Source organism: Corallococcus sp. CA041A (genome assembly GCF_003612075.1).
GTDB classification, from domain to species: Bacteria; Myxococcota; Myxococcia; order Myxococcales; family Myxococcaceae; genus Corallococcus; species Corallococcus exiguus.
Genome location: NZ_RAWF01000143.1, coordinates 1 through 26,274, shown reverse-complemented (window position 1 = coordinate 26,274; position 26,274 = coordinate 1). Strand labels below are relative to the sequence as shown.

Sequence of the window (26,274 nt, the reverse complement as noted above, 5' to 3'; positions counted from 1 at the left end):
GGGTGGGGTGGGGCGGAGGCGAAGGGGCTCCACGTGGAGTACGACCTGCAGACGCCGCTGTTCCTGGACCGCACGTACCTGTTCGTGTCGCCCAGCCGCATCCAGCGGCAGGGGGACCCGGACTCGCCCTTGCCGCTGGTCTTCGAGGGCCAGTTCGCGCCGAACCTCTTCCTGCCGCAGTTGAAGCTGGACGACTTCAAGGAGGACGGGCGGGAGACGCTGTTCTCGGCGGTGTTCACGCCGAACATCCGGCTGCGGATGGCGAACACGGACAGCAACCCCATCCTGCCGCCGTCGTACCTGATGAAGTTGACGCTCCAGGCGGCGCACCTGCGGCTCCTGCACGGCCCCGACAAGGACGCAGCGCCCCGGGTGCTGGCGCTGGGGTTGAACGTCATCGCGGGGCACTACTCCAACGGCGAGGACGGGTGCTTCTTCGCGAACCAGACGGGGACGGACCCGAACTGCGAGCCCGCGGAGGGCACGCTGCCGTTGAACGAAATCACGGGGAGCTTCTCCACGAACGTGCTGCGCTTCGAACTGCACAGCCGGCTGGGGTTCGGAGTGGATCTGGACCGGCTGAGCGCATGGCTGGTGGGGGCGAATGCCTTCTACGAATTGAACTCAGCCATTGGACCCGGAGGGATGAGCCCGGCGCAGCGCCACGTGTATGGGAATGGGCACTGGGGGGTGGGACTGGTGGGGGAGCGCGAGGTGAACGGGAACCGCTTCCGGCTGGAGGGTTCGTTCTCGCATCCATTCGGTGAGACGCCGGCGCAGCGGGGAACGCTGAGCGTGGAGGTGGCGGCGAATCCGCGCTGGGCATCCGGCTTCGGCGTGTTCGCCAGGTACGTGCGGGGGCAGGACTACTACAACATCCTCTTCCTGGAGCGCATCAGCCTCTGGCAGTTCGGGCTCGTCTTCGAGCTGAACCCGGGAGCGAGGTTGAAGACAGACAGTGGGAAGCCCCCTGGCTTCCAGTGACGTTCGTCCCGACGTGGGCTAAGCACGGCACCGACATGGACACCTCCGCTTCCCCGCGCACCGTCACCGGCCGCGTCGACGTGCATCCTCGTGGCTTCGGCTTCCTCACCGTGCAGGAGCCCGGCACTCCGGAGGTGCTGTCCGCCTTCATTCCTCCTCCGGACCTGAACCCCCTGTTCGCGGGTGATGTCGTCTCCGCCACCGTGACGGCGTCCGGCGAGGGACGGTGGACCGCGTCTGGCCTGTCGCTCATGGAGCGCACCCGCACCGTCGTCTACGGCGAGGTCGTGTCGCGCAAGGGCGCCTTCTTCCTGCGCATCGACAAGGAGGTCTCCAACACCGACTGGCCCCTGGACCCGGGCACCACCCCCGTCCAGCACAACGACGCTGTCGTCGCCCGCATCGCGGACGGAAAGGTCGTCCTCCTCTATCGCCTGGAGCCCGGCGCGGACCGCTCCCTGGAGCGGGTCATCGCCCGCCACGGACTCCATCGGGACTTCCCCTCGGAGGTCGTCCAGGAAGCCCTCCGTGCGAAGGAGACCCCCCACGCCCTGGGCGGCGCCCGGCGCGACCTGCGCTCCATCCCCACCGTCACCGTGGACGCGCCGTCCACCCGCGACATCGACGACGCCATCTCCGTGCTGCCCGCGGGCCCTGACGGCGCCCTGCGCCTGCTCGTGTCCATCGCGGACGTGAGCGAGTCCGTGAAGGAGAACACCCCCCTGGACCTGGAGGCCCGCGCCCGCGCCACCAGCGTCTACCTGGCGGGCCGCGTGCTCCCCATGCTCCCGGAGGAGCTGTCCGCGCACTGGCTCAGCCTGGTGCCCAACGAGGAGCGCCACTGTCTCACCGTTGAATTGCGCATCGACCCGGACGGCCGTGTCACCGCCGCGGATGTCTATGAAAGCCTCATCCGCTCCTGGGCACGGCTGAACTACGACGAGGTCGCGGCCTTCCTCGACGACAACTCCATCTCCCCCGCCATGGAGCCCGTGCGCGAAGCCATGCCCTGGTTCCGACTGGCATCCGCGCGGCTCGCCGTGTCCCGAGGGGCTCGCGGCGGCATGGCCATGTCCCGCGACGAGGCGCGCTTCACCTTCGACACCGCCACGGGCGCCGTGTCCGGGCTCGCCGGGGAGAAGGACACCTCCGCGCACAACATGATTGAGCGCTTCATGGTCGCGGCCAACGAAGCCATCGCCACCTGGCTGATGACCCGTGGCGTGCCCACCGTGTACCGCGTGCATGAACAGCCGGATCCGCAGCGCGTGGCGGACGTGAACGCGTTCGCGTTGCACTCGGGGTTCGCGGCGGGCTTCGGCGCGCAGCTCACCCCGCTGGCCCTGGCCACGTTCGACCGGCAGATCTCCGGAGCGAAGGCGGAGGCCGCGCTGCGCTCCGTGCTGCGCCGGTCGCTGGGCCCGTCCCGCTACACCGTGAAGCCGGGCCCGCACTTCGGGCTCGCGGCGCAGCTGTACCTGCACTTCACGTCGCCCATCCGCCGGTACGCGGACCTGGCCGTGCACCGGCTCATCAAGGCGTACCTCCACGGCCGGCGCGACTTCGTGCACGAGGACCCGGAGATCGAATCGCTCTCCCAGCACATCAACGTGCGCGCCCGCTCCGCCAACCGCGCGGAGGTGGACCGCCACCACGAGTTGGAAGCGCGCTTCATGTCCACCCGCATCGGGCAGCAGTTCCCCGCGCGCATCGTGCGAGTGAAGCCCTTCGGCCTCGTCGCGCAGCTGGATGGCATGTGGGTGGAGGGCATGGTGCCGGCGGAAGGACTCGCGGGCGGCCCCTACCGTCCGGACACGCGTGAGCTGTCCATGGTGGGCAAGACGCGGACCTTCACCGTGGGCATGCCCATCACCGTGAAGGTCGTCTCCACGGATGAGCAGCTGGGCCGGGTGGAGTTCGCCCTGGTCGAATAGCCATGGGCGCGATATCGGCCAAGGAGATCGACGGTTACGAATTCGATTGGCTCGCGAGCGACGTGGAGGGACACGTCGCCCTGCTGAGCACGGCGGGGGGAGGTTATGTGCCGTGCGAAGTCTTGCAGGACACGGACGCCCTGGATGCCGCCATCAACGCCATTCTCGTGTCCCCTGTCTCTTCAGAGGTGCGCTTCGCGCCGAGCGTGGCGGAGGGCTGCGAGAACACCTGGCGGATGATGGCGGAGCGGGGCGTGTTCGCTTTCGACGCGGATCCGTATGGGGGACCGTACAAGCGGGTGGCCATGCCCGAGCGACCCATCCGGGTCGGGGAGCTGGCTGAGGCCGCCAGACCGTTGGTGCGCCGGATGGCCCTCGAAGGTCTGCGGTTCTCCGAGCTCGAAAAGATCGACAACGACGTCCTGGTTCGACGGGACGGACCGAAACCCTGATTGAAAAGCATGAGTGAACCGACAGACCCTGGCTTTCATGGCACCTATACGTGGGAGGTGCCGGATGAAGGCCCCGGCGCACAGACCTCCCCACGGCATTTCTTCCCCGGGAACACCGCCGCAGGACAGGACGGCTTGCTGGTGCGTGTCACGCCAGCAGGCGGTGCACCCTGGCTGGGGATGTTCGCGTCCGGAAACGTGAAGGGTGCGGGAGTCAGCCGCGTCCTAGCAATGCCAAGCCCGGAGAAGCTCTGTGTCGTGTCACGAGGTGCGGGCTATCTCGTCACGGCCCGCGACCCCAGCACTTGGGAGCCAGTCCAGGTGGCGTCCGTGATGGACGTCCGCGCCGTGCCTGCGGCTGGAGTCGTGGTGTTCGCGGACTTCACCGAAATGGTGGCCTACGGCGCGGAAGGCCTGCGGTGGCGGACGAAGCGGCTGTCATGGGATGGCATGAAGATCGTCCAGGTGACGGAGCGCTCCATCATCGGTGAGTACTGGGACATGCGGACGGAGGCGACGCAGACGTTCGAGGTCGACCTCGCCACGGGAGCGCAGAAGGGCGGCGTGGATGAGTGACGTGTTCTCGATTCCTGACGAGCTTGAGCTTCTTGAGTTCTTCAGCGCGGAACCGGTCGAACGGTCCGTCGAAGATGGCTACTGGTGCTACGAAGTCTCGGACCGCCGTGGCGTCAGGCTGCGGTTCTCATTCAATCTCTTCGAGCGGTCGGTGCAAACCGCCCTCCAGGTCATGGACTCGCCACTGATCACTGTCTGCCATGAAGGGGCAGAATCAATGACAGTCTCGGGCAAGACCATGACATGCCGCTTCTCGTATCAAGGAAGTGATGCCCGGCTGGTGCTGCGCCTGGATGATTCAATCAATCTGGATTGGTCAAGCCTTCGGAAATACTGAACATGGATTACGACGCCGTCATTGCTTCACTCCGCCCGGACGTCCAGCGTGGCCTCTCCGTGGAGGATACAGTCGTGGCGCTCCATGACGCAGGCCTGCCTCTAGCCAAGAGCATCATGGGGCTGGCGCAGCTCCATGGCCTGCCCTTCGGTGATGCGAAGTTCATCGCCGCGGGCCACCCTGTCTGGCGCGGCATCGTCAAGGCGGCGGAACCGCTGCACGATGACCTGGAGGCCTACGCGGAGAAGATGAAGGGGGGCGGTAATCCCGATGATCTCTGAGACGAGCAAGGCCTGGATTCAAGCCGGGAAGATCCTCGCGGAGAATCCAGGGGCCCAGGTCCGTTGCCCGGAAAAAGCAGATGGCTTCCTCACCGTTCAAGATGTGACTGCTCCAACAGACCCGACACGGTTCGAGCGGTATCTGGTCTGCGACGTCTGTGGAGCACGCAACATCCTCCTCATGCGGGAGTGACTCACCCCGCCAGCGGCAACCCGTCCGTGGACTCCACCAGGACGTTGCCGGGCACCCAGCCCAGCAGCCCGGTGGACGACCTCACCAGGTACAGGACCTCCCCCTTCGCGGGGACGCTCGCGGCCAGCACCGTCACCTTGGAGCCCTGCGCCGTCGTGGCCAGCACCGCGGAACCGGTGCGGCTCTGCGTCAGCGGGAAGGACTTCTTCACCGTGGCCGTGACCTCCTTCCCGGGCTCGGCCGTCACCGCGTACAGCTCCTGTGGCACGTGCACCAGCTTCCACGCCTTGCGGTCCAGGGTGTACTTGTCCCGCTTCTGCCAGAACCCCATCCACCTATCGACCAGGACGATGCCGTTGCCCTTCGCCTCGGTCAGCGCGTGCACGTCTCCCAACAGCTTCACTGCCTTGCCGTCGTAGCCGTAGACGAAGTAGCGGTGACCGTCGTCCAGCTCCCCCAGCGTCTGGACCAGCAGCTCCTTCCACTTGTCGCCCGTGTCCAGGTCCACCACCTGGAAGCCCGGCACTTCGTTGCCGGCCGCGTCGCCCTTCAACGTCGCGCCGCCCACCTTCAAGGTGAACTTCCCGTCCTCCCCCGCCGTGAGCGACACCGCCTCCGGCTTGCCGTCCCCGTCCAGGTCCACCTGAGTGGACTTCACGAACTCACTGCTCTGCGCGGAGGCAGGCGCACCAGCGAACAGCACGGCGGACGACAACACGGCCAGCAGGGACGTCTTCACGGGAGCAGGACCTCGGTCGGAGAACAGGACCTCGCCACGCTAGCCGCCCGAGCGGCGGAAGCGCCCCCGGAAGTGCTGGTCCAGGTACACCTCCGCGTGCGCCAGGGATTCTCGTGTCTCGGGAGCCAGGGTCAGCGAGGCCGCGGCCACCCGGGCCTGACGCATCGCGGGACCCCTTCCGCCCTCAGCGGAACCCACACCGCGCACCACCGCGTCCACCTTGGCGTGCGCGGTATCCACTACGCCCTTCGCCTCCTCCAGGGACACCTCTCCCTCCGCCAGCGCGTTGAACAGCTGGCAGCGGTAGCGACGGCAGGCCTCGGGGCGCTCCTCGTACACGGTGCAGCACAGACCCTCCAGGGCGGCGCAGCGCTGGGGCAACACCTCCGTGCCGTCCTCCTTCACGGACAGCGACAGGCCGCGCTGGCGCAGGGCCTCCGCCTCGGGGGGCCGCAGCGGCACCTGGGTGAAGAGGGTGCCGTCACAGCACATGCCGCAGTGGAGACAGAGGGTGGACAGGGCGGAGGACATGGCGTGCTCCCGGGATAACGCCTCGCGGGGAGGCGAGTCATCCCCGACGTGTGTCGCACCAACCTCTGTCCCCCAAGGCATGCCTTGTCTCACCAGTAGACATGCGACATGTCCCTTGTGTTCCATGTGTCGGAATCACCCTGTGTTTCCGGGGTCCGCGCGACCCGAGGGGAGGGACAGGTCCGCACCTGTCTTGGAAGGTGATGCGCCTGTCCGTGAAGGAAATCCCCGACTCGTGAGAAACCAATTCGCGACAGTCCAATGCGTGGCCGCCGCTCCAGCCCGAAGGTCTCAGTGCAGAAGGGATGAATGATCTCCACTCTGTGGGAATCCGAGTTCCCCGGGTCACGCGTAACTGGGGACAACACAGTTTCTTCGGACGTCGTAGGATCATGCCCCGTAGGACATCAGGGAGCCCCCGCATGCACACTGACACTCACGACGCGCCGGCCGGCCGCGAAGCCCTCCTCGGATACCGGATGGGAACCGAGCTCAGCGCGGCGGCCTCGTTTGGTTCGGACTTCTCTCCCGGACGTCTGGTGCAGCTGTCCCTGGAGCACCTGACGCTCCACCTGGAGTCGCGCGCGGTGCCCCGCAAGGGACAGGCCGCGTCCGTGGTGGTGGGTGAAGGCGAGCGGTGGGCCACCGCGCTGGACGCGGAGGTGATTGGCGTCAACGCCATGCGCCCGGAGGTGAGCCTGCGCTTCGTCGCGCCGCCGCTGGACGCGGGCCGCCGCATCGTGGGCCTGTTGGAGTCGCTGCGTGACAACGGCCTGCTGCTCACGCCGGAGACGCGGCCTGTGTGGCGCGAGCAGATCGACCACGCGGACCGCGTCGCGCGCATCTGTGAAGCGCTCGCGTCCCGCCAGGCCCGCGGCGTGCTGCGCTCGCGCGATGGCCAGACCGTGGCGGAGGTCACCTGCGCCTTCTTCGAGCCGCTCCAGGACGCGTTCGGCTGGCAGCTGCACGGGACGCTTCCCCCCGGGCCCCTCACCCTGGAGGCGTTCGGCTACTCCAGCGTGGTGCACTTCCAGATGGACGCCGCGCGCGTGGAGGGTGGCCTGCTGCTGATGCCGGCGCCCACGTCGCTGGTGCGCTTCCGCCACCGCTGGCTGCGCCGCACGCAGGCCCACGCGTCCTGCACGGTGGAGTTCGACCATCCGCTCTGGCCCCAGGTGCACGTGCACCGCGGCCTGCTGGATGTCTCCTACGAAGGCCTGTCCTTCCTCACCGAGCCCGGCGAGGACCTGATGTACCCGGGCCTGCGCCTGCCGGTGATGGAGGTCGGGCTGGAGGGCCACGCGCCGGTGCGCCTGCGCGCGGAGGTGCGCAACATCTCCAGCACGCCCAACGGCCGCCGCTGCGGCGTGAGCGTCCGGCCCCTGGACGCCGAAGGGGCCCGCGCGTGGCGCGCGCTGGTGGAGGCCCAGGCCCACCCCACCACCCAGGTGGAAGGCGACTGGAACGACGCCACCTGGAAGCTCTTCGAGCGCTCCGGCTACTTCCGCCTCCCGGGCAAGGAGCCGGAGAAGTTCACCAGCCTGCGCGACCAGTTCTCCCGCACGCAGGACAAGCTCCAGGAGGCGCCGCTGCTGGGCTACCGCGTGGTGCGCCCCGCGGAGGACGGCATGGAGGCCACGCTGTCCGTGCTCAAGCCCTACGCGGGCAGCTGGATGGCGCACCAGCTGGCGCGGCACCAGCCCCCGGGCAGCCGCTCCACCGCTCGCGAGGCCCTGCGCGACATCTACCTGCGCGGCTACGAGCCCACCCAGGTGGACCCGGAGGTGAAGTGGTTCTTCGCCTACTGCGAGGCGAACGTGCGCTGGGTGCGCTACACGAAGTTCGACTTCGCCACCTGGTACGCGCACACCGGCCAGACGTGCCTGGTGCCCTTCCGCCTGATGGAGGGCGAGGTGGACAGCGCCTGGACGCAGCCCGCGAACATCGCCCTGGGCGCACCCACCCAGGAGGAGCGGGCCAGCTTCTTCGCCCGCGTGGCCGACACCCGCCCGGAGGCTTACAGAGAAGCGCTGGACCTGGTGCCGGAGCGCTTCGACCTGGAGACCACGCGCACCGGCTGGGGTGACGCCGGCCTGTCCCGCGAGCGTGAGCTGGTGGTGGCCCGCCATGAAGGCCGCGCCGTGGCCTTCGCGGTGTTCGAGTCCGCGCAGCCGGGCCTCAACCTCTTCAACGTGCTGGACGGCGTGCGCCTGGTGCCGCTGGAGGACGATGCGCGGCCGGAGGTGCAGGACGCGTTCGTGGCGCTGCTGGGCCGCGCGGCGGAGTGGTACCGCGCGCGCGACCGCAAGGTGTTCGTCCACTACGTGGAGGCCACCTGCGTGGAGTACGCGGAGCGCGTGTCCCTGGCGGACCTGGGCGACGGCAAGCTGTGGGTGATGTCCGCCCGCCTGCTGCCGGAGTTCCTGGAGCACCTCTGCGAGTCCACCACGCCGCGCGCGACGTAGTGGACTCGAGGGCGGGGGGCCTTAGAGCCCCTCGTCGTCCGGGTCCGGGTAGGACTCCAGCTCCTCTTCTTCCTCCTCCACCGGGACGGGCGCCTTGGCGTGGCGCCCCTTGCCGCCCTTGGCTTCGCGCGGCGGAGCGCCGACGTCCGAGTCCGGGCCCACGATGTAGCCCTGGCGCCCCTGCTGGACGCGGCGCAGCAGGCCTTCCTGCTCCAGCGCCTCCAGCAGCCGCGCGAAGGTGGAGAAGCCGTGGTCGCGCTCGTCGAAGTCGGGCTCCTTGCGGACGATGGTCTCCTTGACGAGCGACGGGTTGAGCGGGCCGGTCGCGCGGCGCAGCAGGCTCTGCACCACCTCGCGCGCGACGGCGGGCACCTCCGCCTTGGGCTTGCCGCCCTTGGACTCGGCGCCTTCCTTGCCGCCCTTGTCGTGGCCCTTGTCGTGGCCCTTCCCGCCCCGCTTGCCGCCCTTGCCCTCGTCGGACTTGGAGCCCCGGCCGCCGTGGTCCTTGTCCTTGTGCGAGGACTCGCCCCGGTTCTTGGGCTTCATGTAGATGAACTGGTCGCACGCCCGCACGAACATCTGGGAGCTGGCCTCGCGCACGGCCAGGCCAATGACGGTGCGGCCGTTCTCACGCAGCTTGTACGCCAGGGGGCAGAAGTCGCTGTCGCCGGAGGCGATGACGAAGGTGTCAATCTGCTCGCGCGCGTAGCACAGCTCCAGCGCGTCGATGACCAGGCGCATGTCCGCGCTGTTCTTGCCAGCGCGGGTGGAGGGGGGCACGTCCACCAGCTCCACGCCCACGTCGTGCAGGCGCTGCTTCGCGTCCTCGAAGCGCGACCAGTTGCAGTACGCGCGGCGGAAGACGACCTTGCCCTGCTCCAGGAGCTGGTCCAGGGCGGGCTGCAGGTCGAAGTTGTTGGCGCTGATGCCGGTGTTGGTGACCAGGTTCTCGAAGTCGATGAAGAGGGCGATGCGGTGCTGCTCGTCGGTGCGTCCAGCCAAAGGTGCCTCGTATTCGTATGCGAGCGGTCCTTGGCTCGCGTGCGCGCCACCCTACTGTGGGGAAGCTGCCTCACGCACGGCCTGTGTTCCGCCGCTGAACATTCAGTGCTGCCCACCCTACGTTTAGGCCTGAGCCCGGGGGCAGCGCCCCCGTGCCACGGAGGTGTCACCATGATGCACGGATTCACCAGACGTTGGCGAGCCATGGCGTGGACCGCGCCGACGCTCGGTCTCTTGTTGTGCGCAGGTCCCGCGCTGGCGAGTGAGCCTACGGTCACCAAGGACGGCGACCAGGCCGGGCAGATGGTGGCGAATTACACCAATCCTGCGAGCAGCAGCCCGTCGAACGTTCCGAGCACCATCCCCACCCTGACACCGGACATCGTCGCCCCGGGCCAGGCCGTGCGGCAAATCACCCCGGACCCGGACAAGATGCGCCAGGTCAGCGGACCCGTGGTGAAGCGGTCCGGGTTGATTCTGTATGTGCGGGACGTGACCGGGCCGGTGGTGCCACTGGATATGAGCAACCTGACCATCTACAAGCCACCGCTCAAGGGGCAGCAGGTCCTGGCCCTCTACCAGGTGGACGAGACGGACAACGTGGCCCTGTCCCTCCAGGGGGAGAAGCTGGACTAGTTCGGCTTCGCGCCGCCGCCGCGCACCTCGTCCAGGACGCTCAGGTCCACGAGCCCCGCGACGTCGTCACTGGGGATGAAGCCCAGTGACTTCGCGTGCTCGGCGGACGTCTTCAGCGCGGCGGGCACCGGGTCCAGGCTCGGCTCCAGGCGGGAGAACGCGTCCTGGAGCACGGGCGCCGGCAGGGGCTTGCGCGTGAGCTGGCCGAAGGCGGCGTTGACGGACGTGGCGAAGGCCGCGGGGTCCGCGCGCCAGCGCTCGGTGAGCCGCACGTGGATGCCCAGGAGCGCCGCGATGCGCGGGCGCTGCGTCTCCAGCACCTTCTTCGTCGTCACCACCACCGTGGTGGGGAAGCGCTTGTCCGGCCAGAGGTCGCGCTCGTCCACCAGGATGTGACCGCCCCCTTCGGCGAGCATGCGCGCGCCCCAGGGCTCGGGCACCCACGCGCCCTCGATGGCGCCCTGGAGGTACTGGGCCAGGATGTCCGGGTTGCTGATGGGAATCACCTGCACGTCGCCGCCCGCGTCCGTGGAGATGCTCAGCTTCTGCGCCTTCAGCCAGGTGCGCAGGGCGATGTCCTGCGTGTTGCCCAGCTGCGGCGTCGCCAGCTTCTTGCCCTTGAGCTCCGCGGCCGTCTTCGCGTTCTTCACCACCAGCACCGCGCCGCCGTTCACCGCGCCCGCGATGATGCGCAGCTCCTTGCCGGCCTTGAGGTACGTGTTGATGGCGGGGCCCGGGCCTACGTAGGCCACGTCCACGGAGCCCGCCACCAGCGCCTCCATGGCCGCGGGGCCCGCGTTGAACTGCCGCACCTCCACGTGGCCCATGCCGGGCTGCGACCCGAAGAGCCCCTCCGAGTTCGCCACCAACGCCTGCGCGTGCGTGATGTTGGGGAAGAAGGCCACGCGCAGGGGCGCGTTGGCGCCGGAGGGCGTGTCCTTCTTGCAGGACGTGACACCCGTCAGGAGGACGACGCAGACACCGAGGAGCAGGGACAGCGGACGCGCGGAAGCCATGGTGCGTCACGCTAATGGAGATTCCCCGCCTGTTATCAATGCCCGTGAGTGCGCAAGCGTCTTGAGGCTCACACGGACGCCGTCAGGCCCCACCGGCGCCGCAGGCGCGTCTCCACCGTCTGGAAGAGGACGCGATCCACCGTGATGCCGATGAGGATGATGGCCAGCATCACCGCCATCACCTGGGACACGTCCATCAGCTCGCGGCCCATGGTGAGCAGCTGGCCCAGGCCGCCGGAGACGAAGAGCAGCTCGCCCGCGAGCAGCGCGCGCCACGCGAAGCTCCACCCCAGCTTGAGGCCGGTGACGATGCCGGGCAGCGCGCCGGGCAGGAGCACGCCGAAGTAGAAGCGCAGGCCCCGCACGCCCAGGGTCCTGGCCACGCGGGCCAGCTGCGGGTCCAGGCCGTTGACCGCGTCCTCGGTGGCGATGGCGATGCCCAGCACGCTGCCCATCACCACCACGAAGAGGATGGCGGTGTCGTTGAGGCCGAACCACAACAGGGCCAGGGGCAGCCAGCAGATGGAGGGCAGGGCTTGCAGGCCCATCACCACCGGCTTCACCGCGTTGCGGAAGAAGGACAGCCGCGCGATGCAGATTCCCAGCGGCACGCCGATGCCCACGGACATGAGATAGGCGCGCGTCAGCCGGCCCAGCGAGCGCAGCGTGGCGCCGCCCAGCTGTCCGTCGCGGGCCATGGCGATGAGCGCCTGGACCACCTCCAGCGGTCCGGGGAACAGGTGCTTGTTCCACACGCCCGAGCGCGACAGCCCCTCCCAGAGCGCGAAGAGCAGCGCGATCATCCCCAGCTTCTGCGCCCACTTCAGCATGGCGGTGTCCCCTCTAACGGCCGGTCACGACGCTGGCGCGAGGCAGGCTGGACGGCGTGCGCGTGCGGCGCTGCACGGGCTCCGCGGGAGGGACCTCCAGCGCGTTGTCCTCCGAGGCACGCAGTCGGTGGCGGATGTCGCGCGCCATCGCGTCCAGGGACGGGTCCTCCAGCGAGCGCGGCATGGGCAGGTGGATCTCCAGGTCCTCCACCACGCGGCCCGGACGGGGCGCCATCAGCACCACGCGGGTGCCCAGCATCAGCGCCTCCTGCACGTCGTGGGTGACGAACACCACGGTCTTGCCGGAGCGCAGCCAGATGGCCTGCAACATCTCCTGCATGTGCACGCGCGTCTGGGCGTCCAGCGCGCCAAAGGGTTCGTCCATCAGCAGCACGGTGGGGTCCACCGCGAGCGCCCGGGCCAGGCTGGCGCGCATCTTCATGCCGCCGGAGAGCTGGTGGGGCAGCGTGTCCTCGAAGCCCTCCAGGCGCACGCGCTGGATGAAGGCGTTGGCCCGCTCGCGGCGCTCGGCGCGGGGCACGCCCCGGGCGCCCAGCGCGAAGGTGATGTTGCCGCGCACGGTGAGCCACGGGAACAGCGCGGCCTCCTGGAACATCAGGAGCCGGTCCGGACCGGGCCCGTGGATGGGCTTGCCGTCAATGGCCACGCGGCCGCCGGTGGGCACCACGTGGCCGGCGAGCGCGTAGAGCAGCGTGGACTTGCCGCAGCCGGACGGGCCGAGCAGGCAGACGAACTCACCCGAGCGGACGTTGAGGTTCACGTCCTTCAGCGCCACGACCTTGTTGGAGTAGTGGTGGTCCAGCTGGGCGATGGAGATCTTCGCCCGGTCCGCGTCCACGTTCGCGGGCCGCAAGAGGTATGGCGCCGCCTGGCGCAGGCCCCGCATCCGCTCGATGAGGCGTCGAAACATTCGCCACAACCTATTCACCTGCCCCGCGGTCGCACAGGAGGGGCCTGGAAGCGGGCAGGCGCCTTTCACTGTAGGACAGGAAGTGAAATCCGCGGCGCACGTCCGGCTGCTTTTCGACGCGCTCTGTTGTCCTTCAGGAGACGGTGGCCCGCTCCGCCTTGCGGTGCGCCAGCGTGCGGGAGAGCAGCCACAGGCTCAGGGCGAGCACGCCCAGGCCCACGACGGTGAAGGCGCCGCCCACGCGCAGCGACGCCTTGCGGTCGTCCTGGAACACCTCGAGTGCGTCCGTGCGGGGACCGGTGAGGTAGCGCCGCACGGTGTCCGCGAAGGCCTGGGCCTCCGGCTCGGCCTCCGTCCATTGGTAGGCGAGCGGCTGGACGCCAGAGCGCGTCTGCAGCTGGGCCCGGAAGATGGGCGCCGCGCCCTTGCGGGTGCTGCGGCTGCGGGCCACCTCCACGCCCTGGATGTCCGCGGGCGCGTAGCGGCCCACCTCGTCGTGGCTCAACCAACTGGAGCGGGTGAGGACGCACGGGCCCTGGGGTTCGCAGCGCAGGTCCATGCGCGCGTTCTGGCCGAGGAAGAACACCCCCAGCACCAGGAAGGGCAGGGCGAGCATCAGGAAGGCCGTGGCACCGATGGCGGTGGCGCGGCTGCGTCGGTAGGCGGGGGGCGAACGCACGGCCTGTTTCTATAGACCCGCGCGACCCAGGGGGGCAGTGCTTTCGAGTGTCGCCCTCCAGGCAGGCGGGCGGCCCGGGCTGTTCAGCGGCGGTCCCCTCTGGCGGGCCGGGTGGGGAAACGCAGGGCGGCGGACGGGCACTTGCGACATGGGTCCCAAGTCCGCACCCCTTGTCCTGGGACATTCAGCACTTCGCCCGGAAGGAGTCCTCATCCCATGAAGGCCGTGGCCGTCATGTTCCCCTCGCGCGAGGTGCGCGTCCTCGACGTTCCCGAACCGCGGCTGCACTCGCCCACCCAGGTCAAGGTGCGCACGCTGGAGGTGGGCGTGTGCGGCACCGACCAGGAGATCCTGAAGGGAGACCACGGCGCGGCGCCGAAAGGAGAGGACCACCTCATCCTGGGCCACGAGTGCCTGGGCGAGGTGATGGAGGTGGGCGCGCACGTGCAGGGCCTGAAGCCGGGGGACCTGGTGGTGCCCCGGGTGCGCAGGCCCTGTCCGCACACGCGCTGCCCGGCGTGCAGCCACGGCTACCCGGACTTCTGCGTGACGGGGGACTACACGGAGCGCGGCATCCAGGGCGCGCACGGCTTCTGCTCGGAGCACTTCGTGGAGGACGCGGCCTACCTGCACAAGGCGGACGACGGCTTGCGCGGCGTGGCCGTGCTCACCGAGCCGCTCACCATCGCGGAGAAGGGCCTGCGCGAGGTGGCGCACATCCAGTCCCGCCTGCCGTGGAAGCTGAACCCCGGCAAGGCGCTGGTGCTGGGCGCGGGGCCCGTGGCGCAGCTGGGGGCCATGGCGCTGATGCGCGCGGGCTTCGACGTGACGGTGTACTCGCGCAGCCCCAAGCCCAACGAGAAGGCCGCCGCATCCGAGGCGGTGGGCGCGCCGTACATCTCCTCGAAGGAGGTGACGGTGGAGGCCTTGAAGAAGCAGCTGGGCGGCGTGGACCTCATCTACGAGGCGACGGGGGCGTCGAAGGTGGCCTTCGACTCGCTCCAGGTGCTGGAGGAGAACGGCGTGCTCATCTTCACCGGCGTGCCCGGACGCGAGGAGCCGCTGGAGCTGCAAGGTGACCAGGTGCTGGGGCAGCTCGTCCTGGGCAACCGGGTGATGTTCGGCACGGTGAACGCGTCGGACAGTGACTTCCGTGAAGCGCTGGAGGACCTGGCCCGCTTCCGCGCGAAGTGGCCGGGGAGATTGGAGGCGCTCATCACCCAGCGCCACCCGCCGTCGGAGTTCGTGAAGGTGGTGGAAGCGAAGGGCGGCATCAAGCACGTCATCTCGTTCCAGGAGCATGCCCGGTGAACCTGCATCACTCGGACCTGAAGGGCGGCGTGGCCATCGAGGACCACGGCATCATCGGCGACCTGCGCACGGTGGCGCTGGTGGGCTACGAGGGCACCATCGACTGGATGTGCTTTCCGCACTTCGACAGCCCCAGCATCTTCGCGGCGCTGCTGGACCCTGAGAAGGGCGGGTACTGGCGCGTGTCCCCGGAGCCGGACAACGTCCAGAAGCGGCAGTTCTACTGGCCGGACACCAACGTGCTGGTGACGCGCTTCTACACGCCCGACGGCGTGGGGGAGCTCATCGACCTGATGCCGCTGGGCAAGGGGGCGAGGGCGGAGGGGCGCGAGGTCCTGCGGCGCATCCGCGTGGTGCGCGGGCAGATGTCCTTCCGCATGGAGTGCTTCCCGGCGTTCAACTACGCCCGGGACGAGCATGAGACGCACGTGGTGAACGGCGGCGCGGCCTTCGTCTCCAAGGGCCTGAGCATGCAGCTGGTGACGCCCATCCCGCTGAAGCAGGACAAGAACGGCGTCGTCGCGCACTTCACGCTGAAGGAGAGCCAGTCCGCGGTCTTCACCCTGCGCGAGGGCGGCGTGGAGGGCTGCCACCACCACCTGCACACGCACGACTCCGCGGAGAAGCTCTTCCGCGACACGGTGGACTACTGGCGCCACTGGGTGTCCAAGTGCAAGTACACGGGGCGGTGGCGGGAGATGGTGCAGCGCTCGGCGCTGGCGCTGAAGCTGATGACCTTCGAGCCGTCCGGGGCCATCATCGCGGCGCCCACGTGCAGCCTGCCGGAGTCCCCCGGCGGCACGCGCAACTGGGACTACCGCTTCTGCTGGCTGAGGGACGCGGCCTTCACCGTCTACGCGTTCATCCGCATCGGCTTCAACGAGGAGGCCGCCGCGTTCATGCGCTGGGTGGAGGCGCGCTGCGCGGAGAACGGGGACGGGCCGCTGCCGCTGATGTTCCGCCTGGACGGCGGCCGGGTGCCGGACGAGGAGGAATTGCATCACCTGCGCGGCTATGGCGGCGCGCGTCCGGTGCGCATTGGCAACGCGGCGGCGGACCAGCTGCAGCTGGACATCTACGGGGAGCTGATGGACTCCGTGTACCTGTCCAACAAGTACGCGGCGCCCATCTCCTATGACTTCTGGCGGCACCTGCGGCGGCTGGTGGATTGGGTGTGCGACCACTGGCAGAAGGAGGACGAGGGCATCTGGGAGATTCGCGGTTCGCGCCGGCAATTCGTCTATTCGAAGCTGATGTGCTGGGTGGCGGTGGACCGGGCCATCCGGCTCGCGGACAAGCGCAGCCTGCCGGCGGACCGGGCGAAGTGGCTGAAGACGCGCGACGCCATCTTCGAGGAGATCATGGAGAAGGGCTGGTGCCAGGAGAAGGGCGCCTTCATCCAGGCCTACGGGCACGAAGCGCTGGACGCGGCGAACCTCCTGATGCCGCTGGTGTTCTTCCTGTCGCCGGTGGATCCGCGGATGATCTCCACGCTGGACGTCATCCGGAAGGCTCCGAAGGAGGGAGGCCTGACGTCGGACGGTCTGGTGTTCCGCTACGAGGCGGACGAGAAGCTGGATGGGATTGAAGGCAGCGAAGGCACCTTCAACCTGTGCAGCTTCTGGCTGGTGGAGGCGATGACGCGCGCGAGCAGCGTCCGGCCGGACCTGCTGGACGAGGCGCGGCTCATCTTCGAGCGGATGCAGGGCTACGCGAACCACGTGGGGCTGTACGCGGAGCAGACGGGCATGTCCGGCGAGGCGATGGGCAACTTCCCGCAGGCGCTCACGCACCTGTCGCTCATCAGCGCGGCATATAACCTGGACCGGACGTTGGGCCGCCACGATTGACGGAGGGGACGGTAGACTCGCGCGCACCCGCCATGCCCGACCTGTACCCGCTGCTGTTCCGTTTCGCCGTCAAGGCGGATGCCCAATACGACGTGCTGAGCCGCCGCGTGCGCAAGGGGCTGGGCATCGCCCCGCCGCTGCGCATCCTGCCGTACCGGGGCTACGGCACCCCGGAGCGCGTGGTCATCAAGGCGCGCGTGCTGGAGGAGCGCAAGGTGACGCCCCAGCGCCAGCGCCACACGCTGTGGAGCAGCGCCGTGGCCTCCTACAAGCGCTACATGACGCGGGAGATTTCCAGCGCGCACGTGGCGGTGCGCTGGGGGGAGAAGCGCTGGGAGGGCGTGACGGACGAGGAGGGCTTCCTGGAGCTATGGGTGCCTCCGCCCGAGGGCGTGCGCTCCGGCTGGCACATGGTGGAACTGGAGCTCCTGTCGCCGGAGGCGGAAGGGGTGCCTCGCGTGTCCGCGCCGGTGCGGGTGGCGGGGACGAGCGCGGAGTTGGGCGTCATCAGCGATATCGACGACACGGTCATCGCCACGGGGGTGACGGATCCGCTCAAGCGCGCGTGGGCGTTGTTCCTCACGGAGCACCGGGGGCGGCTGCCCTTCCCGGGCGTGGACGCGTTCTACGCGGCGCTCCAGGCGGGCGCGAGCGGCACGGCGGACAACCCCATCTTCTACGTGTCCAGCAGCCCGTGGAACCTCTACGAGCACCTGGACGAGTTCCTCTCCATCCACCGCATCCCCATTGGCCCGCTGCTGCTGCGTGACTGGGGCCTGTCACGGCATGGCTTCGCGCCGGGCGGCGGGCACGGGCACAAGCTGGACAAGATTCGCGGCGTGCTGGAGACGCTGTCGCATCTGCCCTTCGTGCTGATTGGGGACAGCGGCCAGGAGGACGCGGAGCACTACCGCACCATCGTGCGCGAGTACCCGGGCCGCATCCGCTGCGTCTACATCCGCAACGTGCCGGGGGGCTCCAAGCGCGGCGAGGAGATGGAGACCATCGCGAAGGACATCCGCGACGCGGGCAGTGAGCTGGTCGCCGTGGACGACACGGTGGCCGCCGCGAGGCACGCGGCGCGCGCCGGGTGGATCCGCTGGGAGGAGGTCCCGGAGGTGGAGGCCCACCGCCGCGAGGACGCCGCGCGGAGCGCCCTGGGCGAGCGGGGCTGAAGATTTCCAACCCCGCGCGTCACGGCGCGGTGACACGTGAACGGGTGACGTGTTGTGGCTTGAGGGCGGGGAGAGGGCTGTGGCACACGCGGGCCTCCCTCGTTTCATCCCCCCGAGGTCGTCCACATGTCGCGAAACACCCTGAAGTGGTCCGTGCTGGCTTCCGCGCTGTTCCTGGGAGCGTGCAACAACGCACCGTCCGAGCCGGCGCCCGAGTCCACCCAGTCCGTGCGCACGGTGGAGTCGAAGCTCAGCCAGATCGAGCTGGAGTGGGAAGGCCCCACGCCGCTGCTCGAGTCGATCATGGAGGCCGGCAACGACGAGTGCGACACGCACAACAACTGGTGTGACGGCACGCTGGACGTGTACGGCTTCCCCTGGTCCTCCACGCAGACGCCGACGCTGTCGGACGCGGTGGAGTCCGTGTTCGCGCTGATGCAGGACCCGCGCGAGCAGAGCCGCATCAACTGGCAGGACCGGGGCACCGTGCCGTTCAGCACGCTGTCCGACGCGCTCTTCTTCTTCGACGCGCTGGACCCGCACCTGCTCACGGAGATTGGCAACGGCACGGAGCAGGTGCAGATCCGCTACTTCTACAGCTCGTACCTGGTGGCTCCGGGCGCGCATGACTGGAACCACCTGTTCATCGTGCTGTTCCCCCAGTCGCACCGCGTGGCGGTGTTCAACCTGGTGAACCACGAGATTTGAGCCGTCCCCCGCTCAGGCCACGGGGCGCCCGCTCTGCATCTGCACCATGCGGATGGCGCGCTCCATGAGCTCACCCTGGGCGGAGCGCTTGTCGTTGGGCGTGGCGGCGGTGCGCCGCCGCCACGTGCCGTCCGTGCCCAGCTCCCACGCGCCGCTGGTGTCCACCATGCAGCGCTCCACCACGTCTCGCACCTGCGCGGCCAGGGTGGGGTCCTCCACCGGCGCCAGGATTTCCACACGGTGGTCCAGGTTGCGCGGCATCATGTCCGCGGAGCCGATGTAGCACCGCGACGTCGCGCCCCGCTCGAAGGTGTAGATGCGCGGGTGCTCCAGGAAGCGGCCCAGGTTGGACACCACCCGGATGTGCTCCGACACGCCCGGCACCCCCGGCCTCAAGCAGCAGATGCCTCGCACGTTGAGGTCCACGCGCACGCCCGCGCGGGACGCGTCGTAGAGCGCGCGGATGATGCCCGGGTCCACCAGCGCGTTCATCTTCATCATGATGCGCGTGGGCGTCTCCGGCGTGTGCGCCGCCTGCGTCTTCTTGATCTCCTCCAGCAGCCCTTCCCGCATGGTCAGCGGCGCCACCAGCAGCTTGCGGAAGGAGCGCGGCCGGCCGAAGCCGGTGAGGAAGTTGAAGACGTCCGCCACGTCCGCGCCAATGTCCGGATCCGTGGTGAACAACCCCAGGTCCGTGTAGAGCCGCGCCGTCTTCGGGTTGTAGTTGCCCGTGCCGATGTGCACGTAGTGCCGCACCCGCTCGCCCTCGCGCCGCACGATGAGGATGGCCTTCGCGTGCGTCTTCAGGCTGGGAATCCCATACACGACGTGCACGCCCGCCTCTTCCAGCGCGTTCGCCCAGCGGATGTTGGCGCGCTCGTCGAAGCGCGCCTTCAGCTCCACCATGCACACCGCCTGCTTGCCGTGCTCCGTCGCGCGGATGAGCGCGGGCACCAGCGGGGAGCTGTCCGACGTGCGGTACACCGTCTGCTTCAGCGCCAGCACGTCCGGGTCCTCCACCGCCTCGCTCACGAAGCGCTCCACGGAAGATGCGAAGGACTCGTAGGGGTGGTGCACCAGCAGGTCGCCCCTGCGCATCGCGGACATCACCGTGCCCCCGCCGTCCGCGGACTCGTTGTCCGTGCGCAGCCGTGCCTGCGTCACCGGCGTCCACGGCGGGTCGCGCAGCTCGGAGAAGCCCGGCGTCATCGCCAGCGACATCACGTCCGCCAGGTCCAGCAGGCCGTGCTCCTCGTACACCTGCCGCGGCTCCAGCGTCAGCGCCTCCACCAGCGGCTCCAGCAGCTTCGCGTTCATCCCCGCTTGAATCTCCAGGCGGATGACGTCCCCGAAGCGGCGCTGGCTGATCTCCGTCTCCACCGCCTTGAGCAGGTCCTCCGCGTCCTCGGACACGGTGTAGTCCGCGTCGCGCGTCACGCGGAACAGGCTCCAGTTGAGGACCTCCATCCCGGGGAACAGGTCCCCCAGGTGCTGCGCGATGATCTCCTCCAGCGGCACGAAGAACGTGCCCCCCTTGAGCGGCACGAAGCGGGGCAATATCTCCTTGGGCACCTTCACCCGCGCCACGCTCTCGTCTTCCGCCACCGGGTCGCGCAGGAGCACCGCGAGGCTCAGGGACAGGTTGGAGATGTACGGGAAGTGCCGCCCCAGCCCGATGGCCAGCGGCGTGAGCACGGGGAAAATCTGTTCGCGGAAGCGCTGCTCCATCTGCGCGCGTTGATCCGCGTCCAGCTCCTTCATGGACAGGATGCGCAGCCCCTTCTCCGCCAGCGCGGGGCGCAGGACCTTCTCGAAGCAGTCCGCGTGGCGCCGGCCCTGCTCCAGGATGCCCGTGTGCAGCTTGTCCAGCGTGTCGCCCGGGGACGCGCCGTCCGGCACCAGGCGGCCCACGCGCGCGGCGATCTGCTCGTGCAGCCGCGCCACGCGGATCATGAAGAACTCATCCAGGTTGCGCGCGTAGATGGAGATGAACTTCATCCGCTCCATCAGCGGCATCTCCGGCGACTCGGCCAACTGCAGCACCCGGTCGTTGAAGGCCAGCCACGACAGCTCCCGGTTGAAGAACAGGTCGCTGTCCGGCAACTCCGTGCCCGGGGGAACGACGTCCCGGTCCATGGTCTTCTGGGGGGTGCCTTTGGCGGCGGCGCGCTTCGCCATGACGTGTGACTCCTCCTAGGTGTTTCTCAGGGTGTGCCCTCTAGCAGTCTCGCACCGCGCCGATTGTGAACTCGCACGCCTGGCCTGGAACCGGACATCCGGGCGTATCCCACCCTGGATGACCCTGGCAGTGGCCAGCGAGGCGTGCGGGCTGTGGACTCCCCGGCAGTCCATCGCTTGAATCCGGCGGCCACTGACGGCATTCAAGAGGGGTGAACGCTCCCAATTCCTCCTTCCCGGCCATTCCGGACGGTGCCCCGGCGGACACGTCCCCGGACGCCCTGTTCACGGCCTTCCGCGAAGGGTCCCAGAAGAAGTCCAACCGCTTCACCTTCACCTGGTTCGTGGCCGCGGCGGTGCCCGTGGTGCTCGCCCTGGGCTTCTTCACCCTTTGGCGTGCAAACGGAACGTCCTTCTCCGTCGTCACGCCGCACGGCATCAAGGTGCTGCGCGCGGGGATGACGACCCAGGAGGTCGGGGGCCTGCTGGGCCACCCGCTCACGCTCCAGAAGCAGGGCGACCAGGACTGCTACCGCTACGGCCGGCCCAACTTCGTGAACGAGGTCTTCGTCGTGTACTCGGTCTGCTACGAGCAGGGGCAGGTGCGCGACGTGCTCACGCACCAGTACTCGGCCTGGCAGATAGACCCCGCGACCGGGGCCTTCATCGCGCCCGGCCAGGAGCCGCCCGCGCCCAAGAACCCGGCGGGGTAGCCGCTTTCAGCCCTGAGCGAGCCCCGCTTCGGCGCCCTCGAAGGTCACCTTCGCCTGCGTCATCACGTGCTCCACGGCGAGCAGGTGCCACGCGACGTCGGTCATCTGCGCGGACGCGGCCGGGTCCAGCATGGACTCGCGCAGCTGCGCCTCGGTGATGCCGAAGGGCTCCGAGGACTCCTTGAGCAGCTCCAGCGTGACCTGCGGCGTGAGCTGGAGCTTGTCCCGCTGCGCGATGGCGCGGAGCACCAGGGCAATCTTGAGGCGGCGCTCCACGTCGTCGCGGATGCCCGGGTGGTGCAGCCAGCCGTCCAGCGCCTCCTGCTGCTCCTCCAGGCTGAAGAACTTCTGCGCCAGGACCTCGCCCTCCGCCTGCTTCCAGCGGCGGCGGATCTCCTCGTCCACCAGCGCCTTGGGCACGGTGACGTCCGCGCGGGCGACGATTTCGTCCAGCACCCGGTTGCGCGCGTCCACCCAGAGCATGTCGGCCATCTCGCTCTCCATCTCCTCCACGATGGAGCTCATGACCTCCTCATGCGTGGAGCCGCGGCCCAACTGCTGGAGGAACGCGTCCGACTCCGTGTCGGGCATGCTCACCTCGCGCGCGCCGCGCACGTCCACCAGGAAGCGCGCCGGCATGCCGCGCAGCGGGTCCGCCGGGTAGTTGTCCGGCAGCACCAGCCCCACCTCCACGCTGTCGCCCACGCTGGCCTCCGCGATGACCTCCGCGAAGCCGGGCAGCATCACCTGGGGGGCCAGCTCCATCCAGTAGCCCATGCGGGTGCTCAGCGGGATGAGGCGGCCGTTGGCGTAGCCCAGGATGTCCAGCCGCACGTCGTCGCCCATGGCCAGGGCTTCGCCTTCCGCGCGCTCACGGACCTGCGCCTTCGCGCGGGCCAGCTCGTGGAAGCGCTCCAGCAGGTCCTCTTCCGTGAGGTCCTCGCCCTGGGGCACGCGGATGTTCAGGTTCTCCAGCGACGGGGCCTTCACCTGCGGCAGGTCCGCCTGGTGGCCCAGGCCGGGCGCCACGGGCAGCCGCTGCACCAGCTGATGCACGGGAGTCTGCGCCGGGACGGCGGGCGCTTCCGGAGGCTTGGGGGTGGAAGGGGCGGCGGCGGACTTCGCCGGCTTCGCCGGGGTGGAAGACGGGCCGGGCGCCTTGGCGGCGGGTGCGGCGGACGGCTTCGCGGGAGGGTTCTTCTTCGTGGCCACCGGAGGGCCTCCTGGCAGGTAGCGACCGTGGTCCCAGAGGGGATTGAAACGTGCGCGTCTCACACGGCCACGGTGCCTACCAGAAAAGGACCCCCCGGGGACATCCCCGGGCGTTCACCACCCGGGGGCCCTTCAGTCACTTCAACGGCTTACCCGAACAGGCCGCCGACGAAGCTGGAGACGGCGGAGACGGCGGCGCCCACCTGGCTGACCACCGGGATGTTGGTGGCGGCGGCGATGGAGCCCACGGCGGTGATGACGCCCGTGACCTTCGCGGTGGTGCTGGCGTTCGGGTCACGCAGGGTGGAGACCGCGTTCGCCGTGTCGAAGGCGGCGATGGCGATGTTCGCGCCCGGGGCGAAGCGGCCGGCGGCCTTGGCCAGGGTGCCCGTGGCGGCCTTGGCGGCGGCGGTCGCACCGGCCTTGGCGGCGGCCTTGCCACCCTCGGCCAGCGCGGCCTTGGCGGCGGCGCGGGTCGCGGTGCCCGTGGCGGCCTTCAGGGCCACGCCGCTCTCGCTGACGGCGGTCTTCAGGGCGGAGCGAACGCCGCTCTTGATGGCGGAGGAAGCGCCACCCTCGAAGGCGGCCTTGGCGGCGGCACCGGCGGCGGCGCGGGCCAGCTTGGGGCCGGCGCCCGGGACCGCGGCCTTGAAGGCGCCGCTGGCGGCCTTGTACGCGCTGCCGAACTTGTTCACGTCACGGGCAACCTCGAGGCCGCCCTTGACGGTGCTGACCGCGGTCTTGCCGGCGGTGGCGACGGAGCCCAGCGCCTTGTTCCAGTCCTCGCTGCTGCCGGAGCGCACGGCGTTGCGCACGTCGGAGATGGCCGTGCCGGCCTGGCCCACCAGCTTCGTGGCGTTGGTGATGGTGCCGAAGGCCTTGCCCGCGATGCCCAGCTTGCCCTTGAGGTCGAGCTTGGTCTTCGGGTCCATGGCCTTGGAGACCATCTTGTCGACGTTGCCCTTCAACGTCGCCTTGAAGCCGTCCGTCTTCAGGCTCTTGACGTTGTCGAAGCCGTCCTTCACGGCCGTCTTCACCTTCGTGAAGGTGTCGTAGCCCTTCTTCGCCTGCGTCCCGATGTCCTTCGCCGCCTTGAGGGGGTCCTGCTGCACCTGGCGGATGGTGTTGGAGACGGCACTGCGGGCGCGGTCGATGAGGCTCATGTGGGGCTCCCTCGTCGGAGTTCGAGGAATGATTGGAAGGGATGCGAACGACTTGCGGGGATTATCGCAGCAGCCGTCGATCAGTTGCGTAGCACCTCACATGTAGTGAGAAGGTGGGTGTGGGACGCTGGTTGTGGCACGACGCGTCAACGTCAGCGGCAGTCGGGGTCCGCGTCGTCGGCCCGGCCATCCGCGTCGTTGTCCGCGCCGTCGTGGCAGTGGCCGGCCTCGGACGGAGCCCATTCGGTGACGTGGAGGGTGTAGCGGATGGGGGTGTCCCGGTCCGGCCGGGCCATGCCGTCCACCACCACCAGCACGGACTGCCCCTGGGCCAGGGTGAGCTTCAGCGCCGGGGCACCCTTGGTGGTGGGATGTGGGTGCGCGGCACAGCCCAGCTCCGTGCCCCGGCAGCCGGTGAGGAGGTACAGGGCGTGGCCGCCCGCGTCCGGGTCGTTGCCGGGCGAGGTGTCGAAGACGAAGGTGCCGGCCCTGGGCGCCGTCCACAGGTGGGCGCGGTCCTGCTGGAGCAGCGCGCCGCAGGTGCCCTGGAAGCCGTCGCCGGAGAGGGCCGTCTCGCCCTGGAAGGTGAGGGGCAGGGCGCTTCCCAGGTCGTGGTGGGCGCAGCCCTGGCCCTTGCAGCGGGGCTCGTCGCGGCACTCGGTGTCCGCGCAGTCCACCCAGCGGTCCCCGTCGTTGTCCATGCCGTCGAAGCAGGCGCCGGCCTCGGTGGCGCGCAATTCGTCGATGTGGAGCTCGAAGGCGCCCTGGGTGAAGGACCCGCCGGCCACGGCGTCCACCGTCACCAGGACCCGCTGGCCCTGCGTCAGCGTCACCGCCACCCGGGACCCGCCGCCGTAGCTGATGCCGCCCGTGGCGCACGCCAGCTCCTCGCCGCCGCAGCCGTCCGCGTACACGGCGATGACGGACCGTATCGCCGAGCGGGCCGTGTCGAAGGTGAAGGTGCCCGCCCGGGGCGCCGTCCACAGGTAGCCCCGGTCCGGAGCGCCCGCGCCTCCGCACGAGGCGGCGTGGTCGTCCCGGGCCTCCACGGTGGAGCCCTTCAGCGACACCGGCAGCGCGCTGCCCAGGTCCCGGTCCACGCACACGGGCTCCGGAGGCGCGCAGACGTGGGGCACACCCGTGCCGCCGCAGGTCTCCGGCGCCGCGCACCCACCGCAGTCGAGCGTGCCGCCGCAGCCATCCGCCACCGCGCCGCACGTCGCACCCAGGAAGCCGCAGGTGGCGGGCCGGCATCCCGGGACCGCGCAGACGTTGGGCACGCCGCCCGCGCCGCAGGTGCGTCCCTCGCCGCACGCGCCGCAATCGAGCGTCCCGCCGCAGCCGTCCGCGACCTGTCCGCAGTTCTTGCCCAGGACTTCGCAGGTGGACGGCGTGCACACGGCCTTGCCGCAGACGTTGGGCACGCCCGCGCCGCCGCAGGTCTCGGACGCGAGGCAGCCTCCGCACTCCAGCACCGCGCCGCAGCCGTCGGACACGCGACCGCAGTTCGCTTCCAGGGCCGCGCAGGTCGTGGGCACACAGGTGCCGGCGCCGCAGACGTTGGCCTCACCCGCGCCGCCGCAGGTCGCGTCGGCCGCGCAGGCTCCGCACTCCAGGACGTCGCCGCAGCCGTCCAGCACCTCGCCGCAGCTCTTTCCCAGCGCGGCGCAGGTGGCCGCCTGGCACAGCGGGGCGGCGCAGACGTTGGCCACGCCGCCCGCGCCGCAGGTGAGCCCCTCGCCGCATGCGCCGCAGTCGAGCACCCCGCCGCAACCGTTGGACACGGCGCCGCAGTTCTTGCCCAGCGCCTCGCAGGTGGTGGGGACGCACGGAGCGCGGCCGCACAGGTTCGCGGTGCCGCCTCCGCCGCACGTCTCGTCTGGCCCGCACGCACCACAGTCGAGCACCCCGCCGCAGCCATCCGCGACCTGGCCGCAGTTCTTGCCCGAAGCCTCGCAGGTGGTGGGGACGCAGGCCGGAGGCCCGCAGGCGTTGGGCACGCCGGCGCCTCCGCAGACCTCCGGGGTCGCGCACGTGCCGCAGTCGAGCACGCCGCCGCAGCCGTCCGAGAGCGGCCCGCAGGTGGCGCCCCGCGCCTCGCAGCTGCTGGGGACGCAGGGCTGGGGGCCGCAGACGTTGGGCACTCCGCCCCCGCCGCAGGCCTGGTCTTCCGCGCACTCGCCACAGTGGAGCGTGCCGCCGCACCCGTCGATGGCGTAGCCGCAGTTCAGCCCCTGGGACTCACACGTCATGGGCGCGCAGAGGGACGGGGGCCGCCAGGCCATCCGGGCGGAGACCGCCTCCTCCGGCAGCGTCCGGCCGCACGCCGTCCACAGCCCCAGGAGCCACACCCAGCCCAGCCACCCGCCCGTCCGCCC

Annotated in this window: 24 protein-coding genes; 13 read left to right on the top strand and 11 right to left on the bottom strand. The window is 69.7% G+C overall.

All coding sequences use genetic code 11. The features are described from left to right. The 6 genes from D7V77_RS24395 to D7V77_RS24370 all read left to right on the top strand — a co-directional run. A partial coding sequence (locus D7V77_RS24395) for a hypothetical protein (protein WP_120578701.1) occupies positions 1-984 on the top strand: 984 nt, incomplete at its 5' end. Positions 985-1,019: 35 nt separating this feature from the next. Then, on the top strand, positions 1,020-2,918 hold the full coding sequence (locus D7V77_RS24390) for a ribonuclease R family protein (protein ID WP_120578700.1): 1,899 nt from the start codon (positions 1,020-1,022) through the stop codon (positions 2,916-2,918). 2 nt (positions 2,919-2,920) lie between these two features. Continuing rightward, positions 2,921-3,370, top strand: a complete 450-nt coding sequence (locus tag D7V77_RS24385) for a hypothetical protein (RefSeq protein ID WP_120578698.1) — start codon at positions 2,921-2,923, stop codon at positions 3,368-3,370. Between the two features lie 258 nt (positions 3,371-3,628). Beyond that, positions 3,629-3,946 (top strand): hypothetical protein, encoded by a 318-nt coding sequence (locus tag D7V77_RS24380; protein WP_147452144.1) that lies wholly within the window; start codon positions 3,629-3,631, stop codon positions 3,944-3,946. Continuing rightward, positions 3,939-4,283: a hypothetical protein gene (locus D7V77_RS24375; protein WP_126935281.1), complete on the top strand. Its 345-nt coding sequence runs from the start codon at positions 3,939-3,941 to the stop codon at positions 4,281-4,283. The genes D7V77_RS24380 and D7V77_RS24375 overlap by 8 nt, the downstream gene beginning before the upstream one ends. Before the next feature lie 2 nt (positions 4,284-4,285). Beyond that, on the top strand, positions 4,286-4,564 hold the full coding sequence (locus D7V77_RS24370; protein WP_120578695.1) for a hypothetical protein: 279 nt from the start codon (positions 4,286-4,288) through the stop codon (positions 4,562-4,564). Positions 4,565-4,758: 194 nt separating this feature from the next. On the opposite strand, the gene D7V77_RS24365 is transcribed toward D7V77_RS24370, so the two are convergent. After that, entirely contained in the window at positions 4,759-5,496 is a 738-nt protein-coding gene (locus D7V77_RS24365) for a hypothetical protein (protein WP_120578694.1), read from the bottom strand. A 39-nt stretch (positions 5,497-5,535) separates the two neighbouring features. Further along, a complete protein-coding gene (locus tag D7V77_RS24360; RefSeq protein ID WP_120578693.1) occupies positions 5,536-6,027 on the bottom strand; it encodes a YkgJ family cysteine cluster protein in 492 nt (163 codons plus the stop codon). A gap of 422 nt (positions 6,028-6,449) precedes the next feature. On the opposite strand from D7V77_RS24360, the gene D7V77_RS24355 reads away from it, so the two are divergent. Next, entirely contained in the window at positions 6,450-8,492 is a 2,043-nt protein-coding gene (locus tag D7V77_RS24355) for a PilZ domain-containing protein (protein WP_120578692.1), read from the top strand. Positions 8,493-8,513: 21 nt separating this feature from the next. On the opposite strand, the gene D7V77_RS24350 is transcribed toward D7V77_RS24355, so the two are convergent. Beyond that, positions 8,514-9,494, bottom strand: a complete 981-nt coding sequence (locus tag D7V77_RS24350; RefSeq protein ID WP_120578691.1) for an NYN domain-containing protein — start codon at positions 9,492-9,494, stop codon at positions 8,514-8,516. Positions 9,495-9,698: 204 nt separating this feature from the next. On the opposite strand from D7V77_RS24350, the gene D7V77_RS24345 reads away from it, so the two are divergent. Continuing rightward, complete coding sequence (locus tag D7V77_RS24345) at positions 9,699-10,130, top strand: hypothetical protein (RefSeq protein WP_120578690.1); 432 nt, start codon at positions 9,699-9,701, stop codon at positions 10,128-10,130. Here D7V77_RS24345 and D7V77_RS24340 read toward each other — a convergent pair. The 4 genes from D7V77_RS24340 to D7V77_RS24325 form a co-directional block, all read right to left on the bottom strand. Continuing rightward, on the bottom strand, positions 10,127-11,146 hold the full coding sequence (locus D7V77_RS24340) for an ABC transporter substrate-binding protein (RefSeq protein WP_120578689.1): 1,020 nt from the start codon (positions 11,144-11,146) through the stop codon (positions 10,127-10,129). The two genes, D7V77_RS24345 and D7V77_RS24340, sit on opposite strands and share 4 nt — an antisense overlap. Positions 11,147-11,214: 68 nt before the next feature. After that, a complete protein-coding gene (locus D7V77_RS24335; protein ID WP_120578688.1) occupies positions 11,215-11,976 on the bottom strand; it encodes an ABC transporter permease in 762 nt (253 codons plus the stop codon). 13 nt (positions 11,977-11,989) lie between these two features. Then, entirely contained in the window at positions 11,990-12,907 is a 918-nt protein-coding gene (locus D7V77_RS24330) for an ABC transporter ATP-binding protein (RefSeq protein WP_120578687.1), read from the bottom strand. Positions 12,908-13,040: 133 nt separating this feature from the next. Further along, positions 13,041-13,586, bottom strand: coding sequence for a hypothetical protein (locus tag D7V77_RS24325; protein WP_120578686.1), 546 nt, complete (start codon positions 13,584-13,586; stop codon positions 13,041-13,043). A gap of 216 nt (positions 13,587-13,802) precedes the next feature. Here D7V77_RS24325 and D7V77_RS24320 point away from each other — a divergent pair, with 216 nt between their 5' ends. The 4 genes from D7V77_RS24320 (at position 13,803) to D7V77_RS24305 (ending at position 18,630) form a co-directional block, all read left to right on the top strand. Next, on the top strand, positions 13,803-14,897 hold the full coding sequence (locus tag D7V77_RS24320) for a glucose 1-dehydrogenase (protein ID WP_120578685.1): 1,095 nt from the start codon (positions 13,803-13,805) through the stop codon (positions 14,895-14,897). After that, the gene (locus tag D7V77_RS24315) at positions 14,894-16,747 is read left to right on the top strand and encodes a glycoside hydrolase family 15 protein (RefSeq protein ID WP_120578684.1); all 1,854 of its coding nucleotides are present in this window, start codon (positions 14,894-14,896) and stop codon (positions 16,745-16,747) included. The genes D7V77_RS24320 and D7V77_RS24315 overlap by 4 nt, the downstream gene beginning before the upstream one ends. A gap of 32 nt (positions 16,748-16,779) precedes the next feature. Beyond that, a complete protein-coding gene (locus D7V77_RS24310) occupies positions 16,780-17,922 on the top strand; it encodes an App1 family protein (protein WP_120578683.1) in 1,143 nt (380 codons plus the stop codon). Between the two features lie 126 nt (positions 17,923-18,048). Beyond that, the gene (locus D7V77_RS24305) at positions 18,049-18,630 is read left to right on the top strand and encodes a hypothetical protein (protein ID WP_120578682.1); all 582 of its coding nucleotides are present in this window, start codon (positions 18,049-18,051) and stop codon (positions 18,628-18,630) included. Between the two features lie 12 nt (positions 18,631-18,642). Here the strand turns inward: D7V77_RS24305 and ppk1 are convergent, their stop codons facing one another. Beyond that, the gene (gene ppk1 / locus D7V77_RS24300; protein ID WP_120578681.1) at positions 18,643-20,808 is read right to left on the bottom strand and encodes a polyphosphate kinase 1; all 2,166 of its coding nucleotides are present in this window, start codon (positions 20,806-20,808) and stop codon (positions 18,643-18,645) included. Between the two features lie 212 nt (positions 20,809-21,020). On the opposite strand from ppk1, the gene D7V77_RS24295 reads away from it, so the two are divergent. Further along, positions 21,021-21,521 (top strand): hypothetical protein, encoded by a 501-nt coding sequence (locus D7V77_RS24295; RefSeq protein ID WP_120578680.1) that lies wholly within the window; start codon positions 21,021-21,023, stop codon positions 21,519-21,521. 6 nt (positions 21,522-21,527) lie between these two features. Here the strand turns inward: D7V77_RS24295 and D7V77_RS24290 are convergent, their stop codons facing one another. The 3 genes from D7V77_RS24290 to D7V77_RS24280 all read right to left on the bottom strand — a co-directional run. Continuing rightward, a complete protein-coding gene (locus tag D7V77_RS24290) occupies positions 21,528-22,733 on the bottom strand; it encodes a peptidylprolyl isomerase (protein WP_120578679.1) in 1,206 nt (401 codons plus the stop codon). 149 nt (positions 22,734-22,882) lie between these two features. Next, positions 22,883-23,896 carry a hypothetical protein gene (locus D7V77_RS24285; protein WP_120578678.1) on the bottom strand — a complete coding sequence of 338 codons (1,014 nt, stop codon included), beginning with the start codon at positions 23,894-23,896 and terminating at the stop codon, positions 22,883-22,885. Positions 23,897-24,048: 152 nt separating this feature from the next. Continuing rightward, positions 24,049-26,274 (bottom strand): tryptophan synthase alpha chain (locus D7V77_RS24280; RefSeq protein ID WP_233597200.1); only part of this gene is annotated, 2,226 nt, incomplete at its 5' end.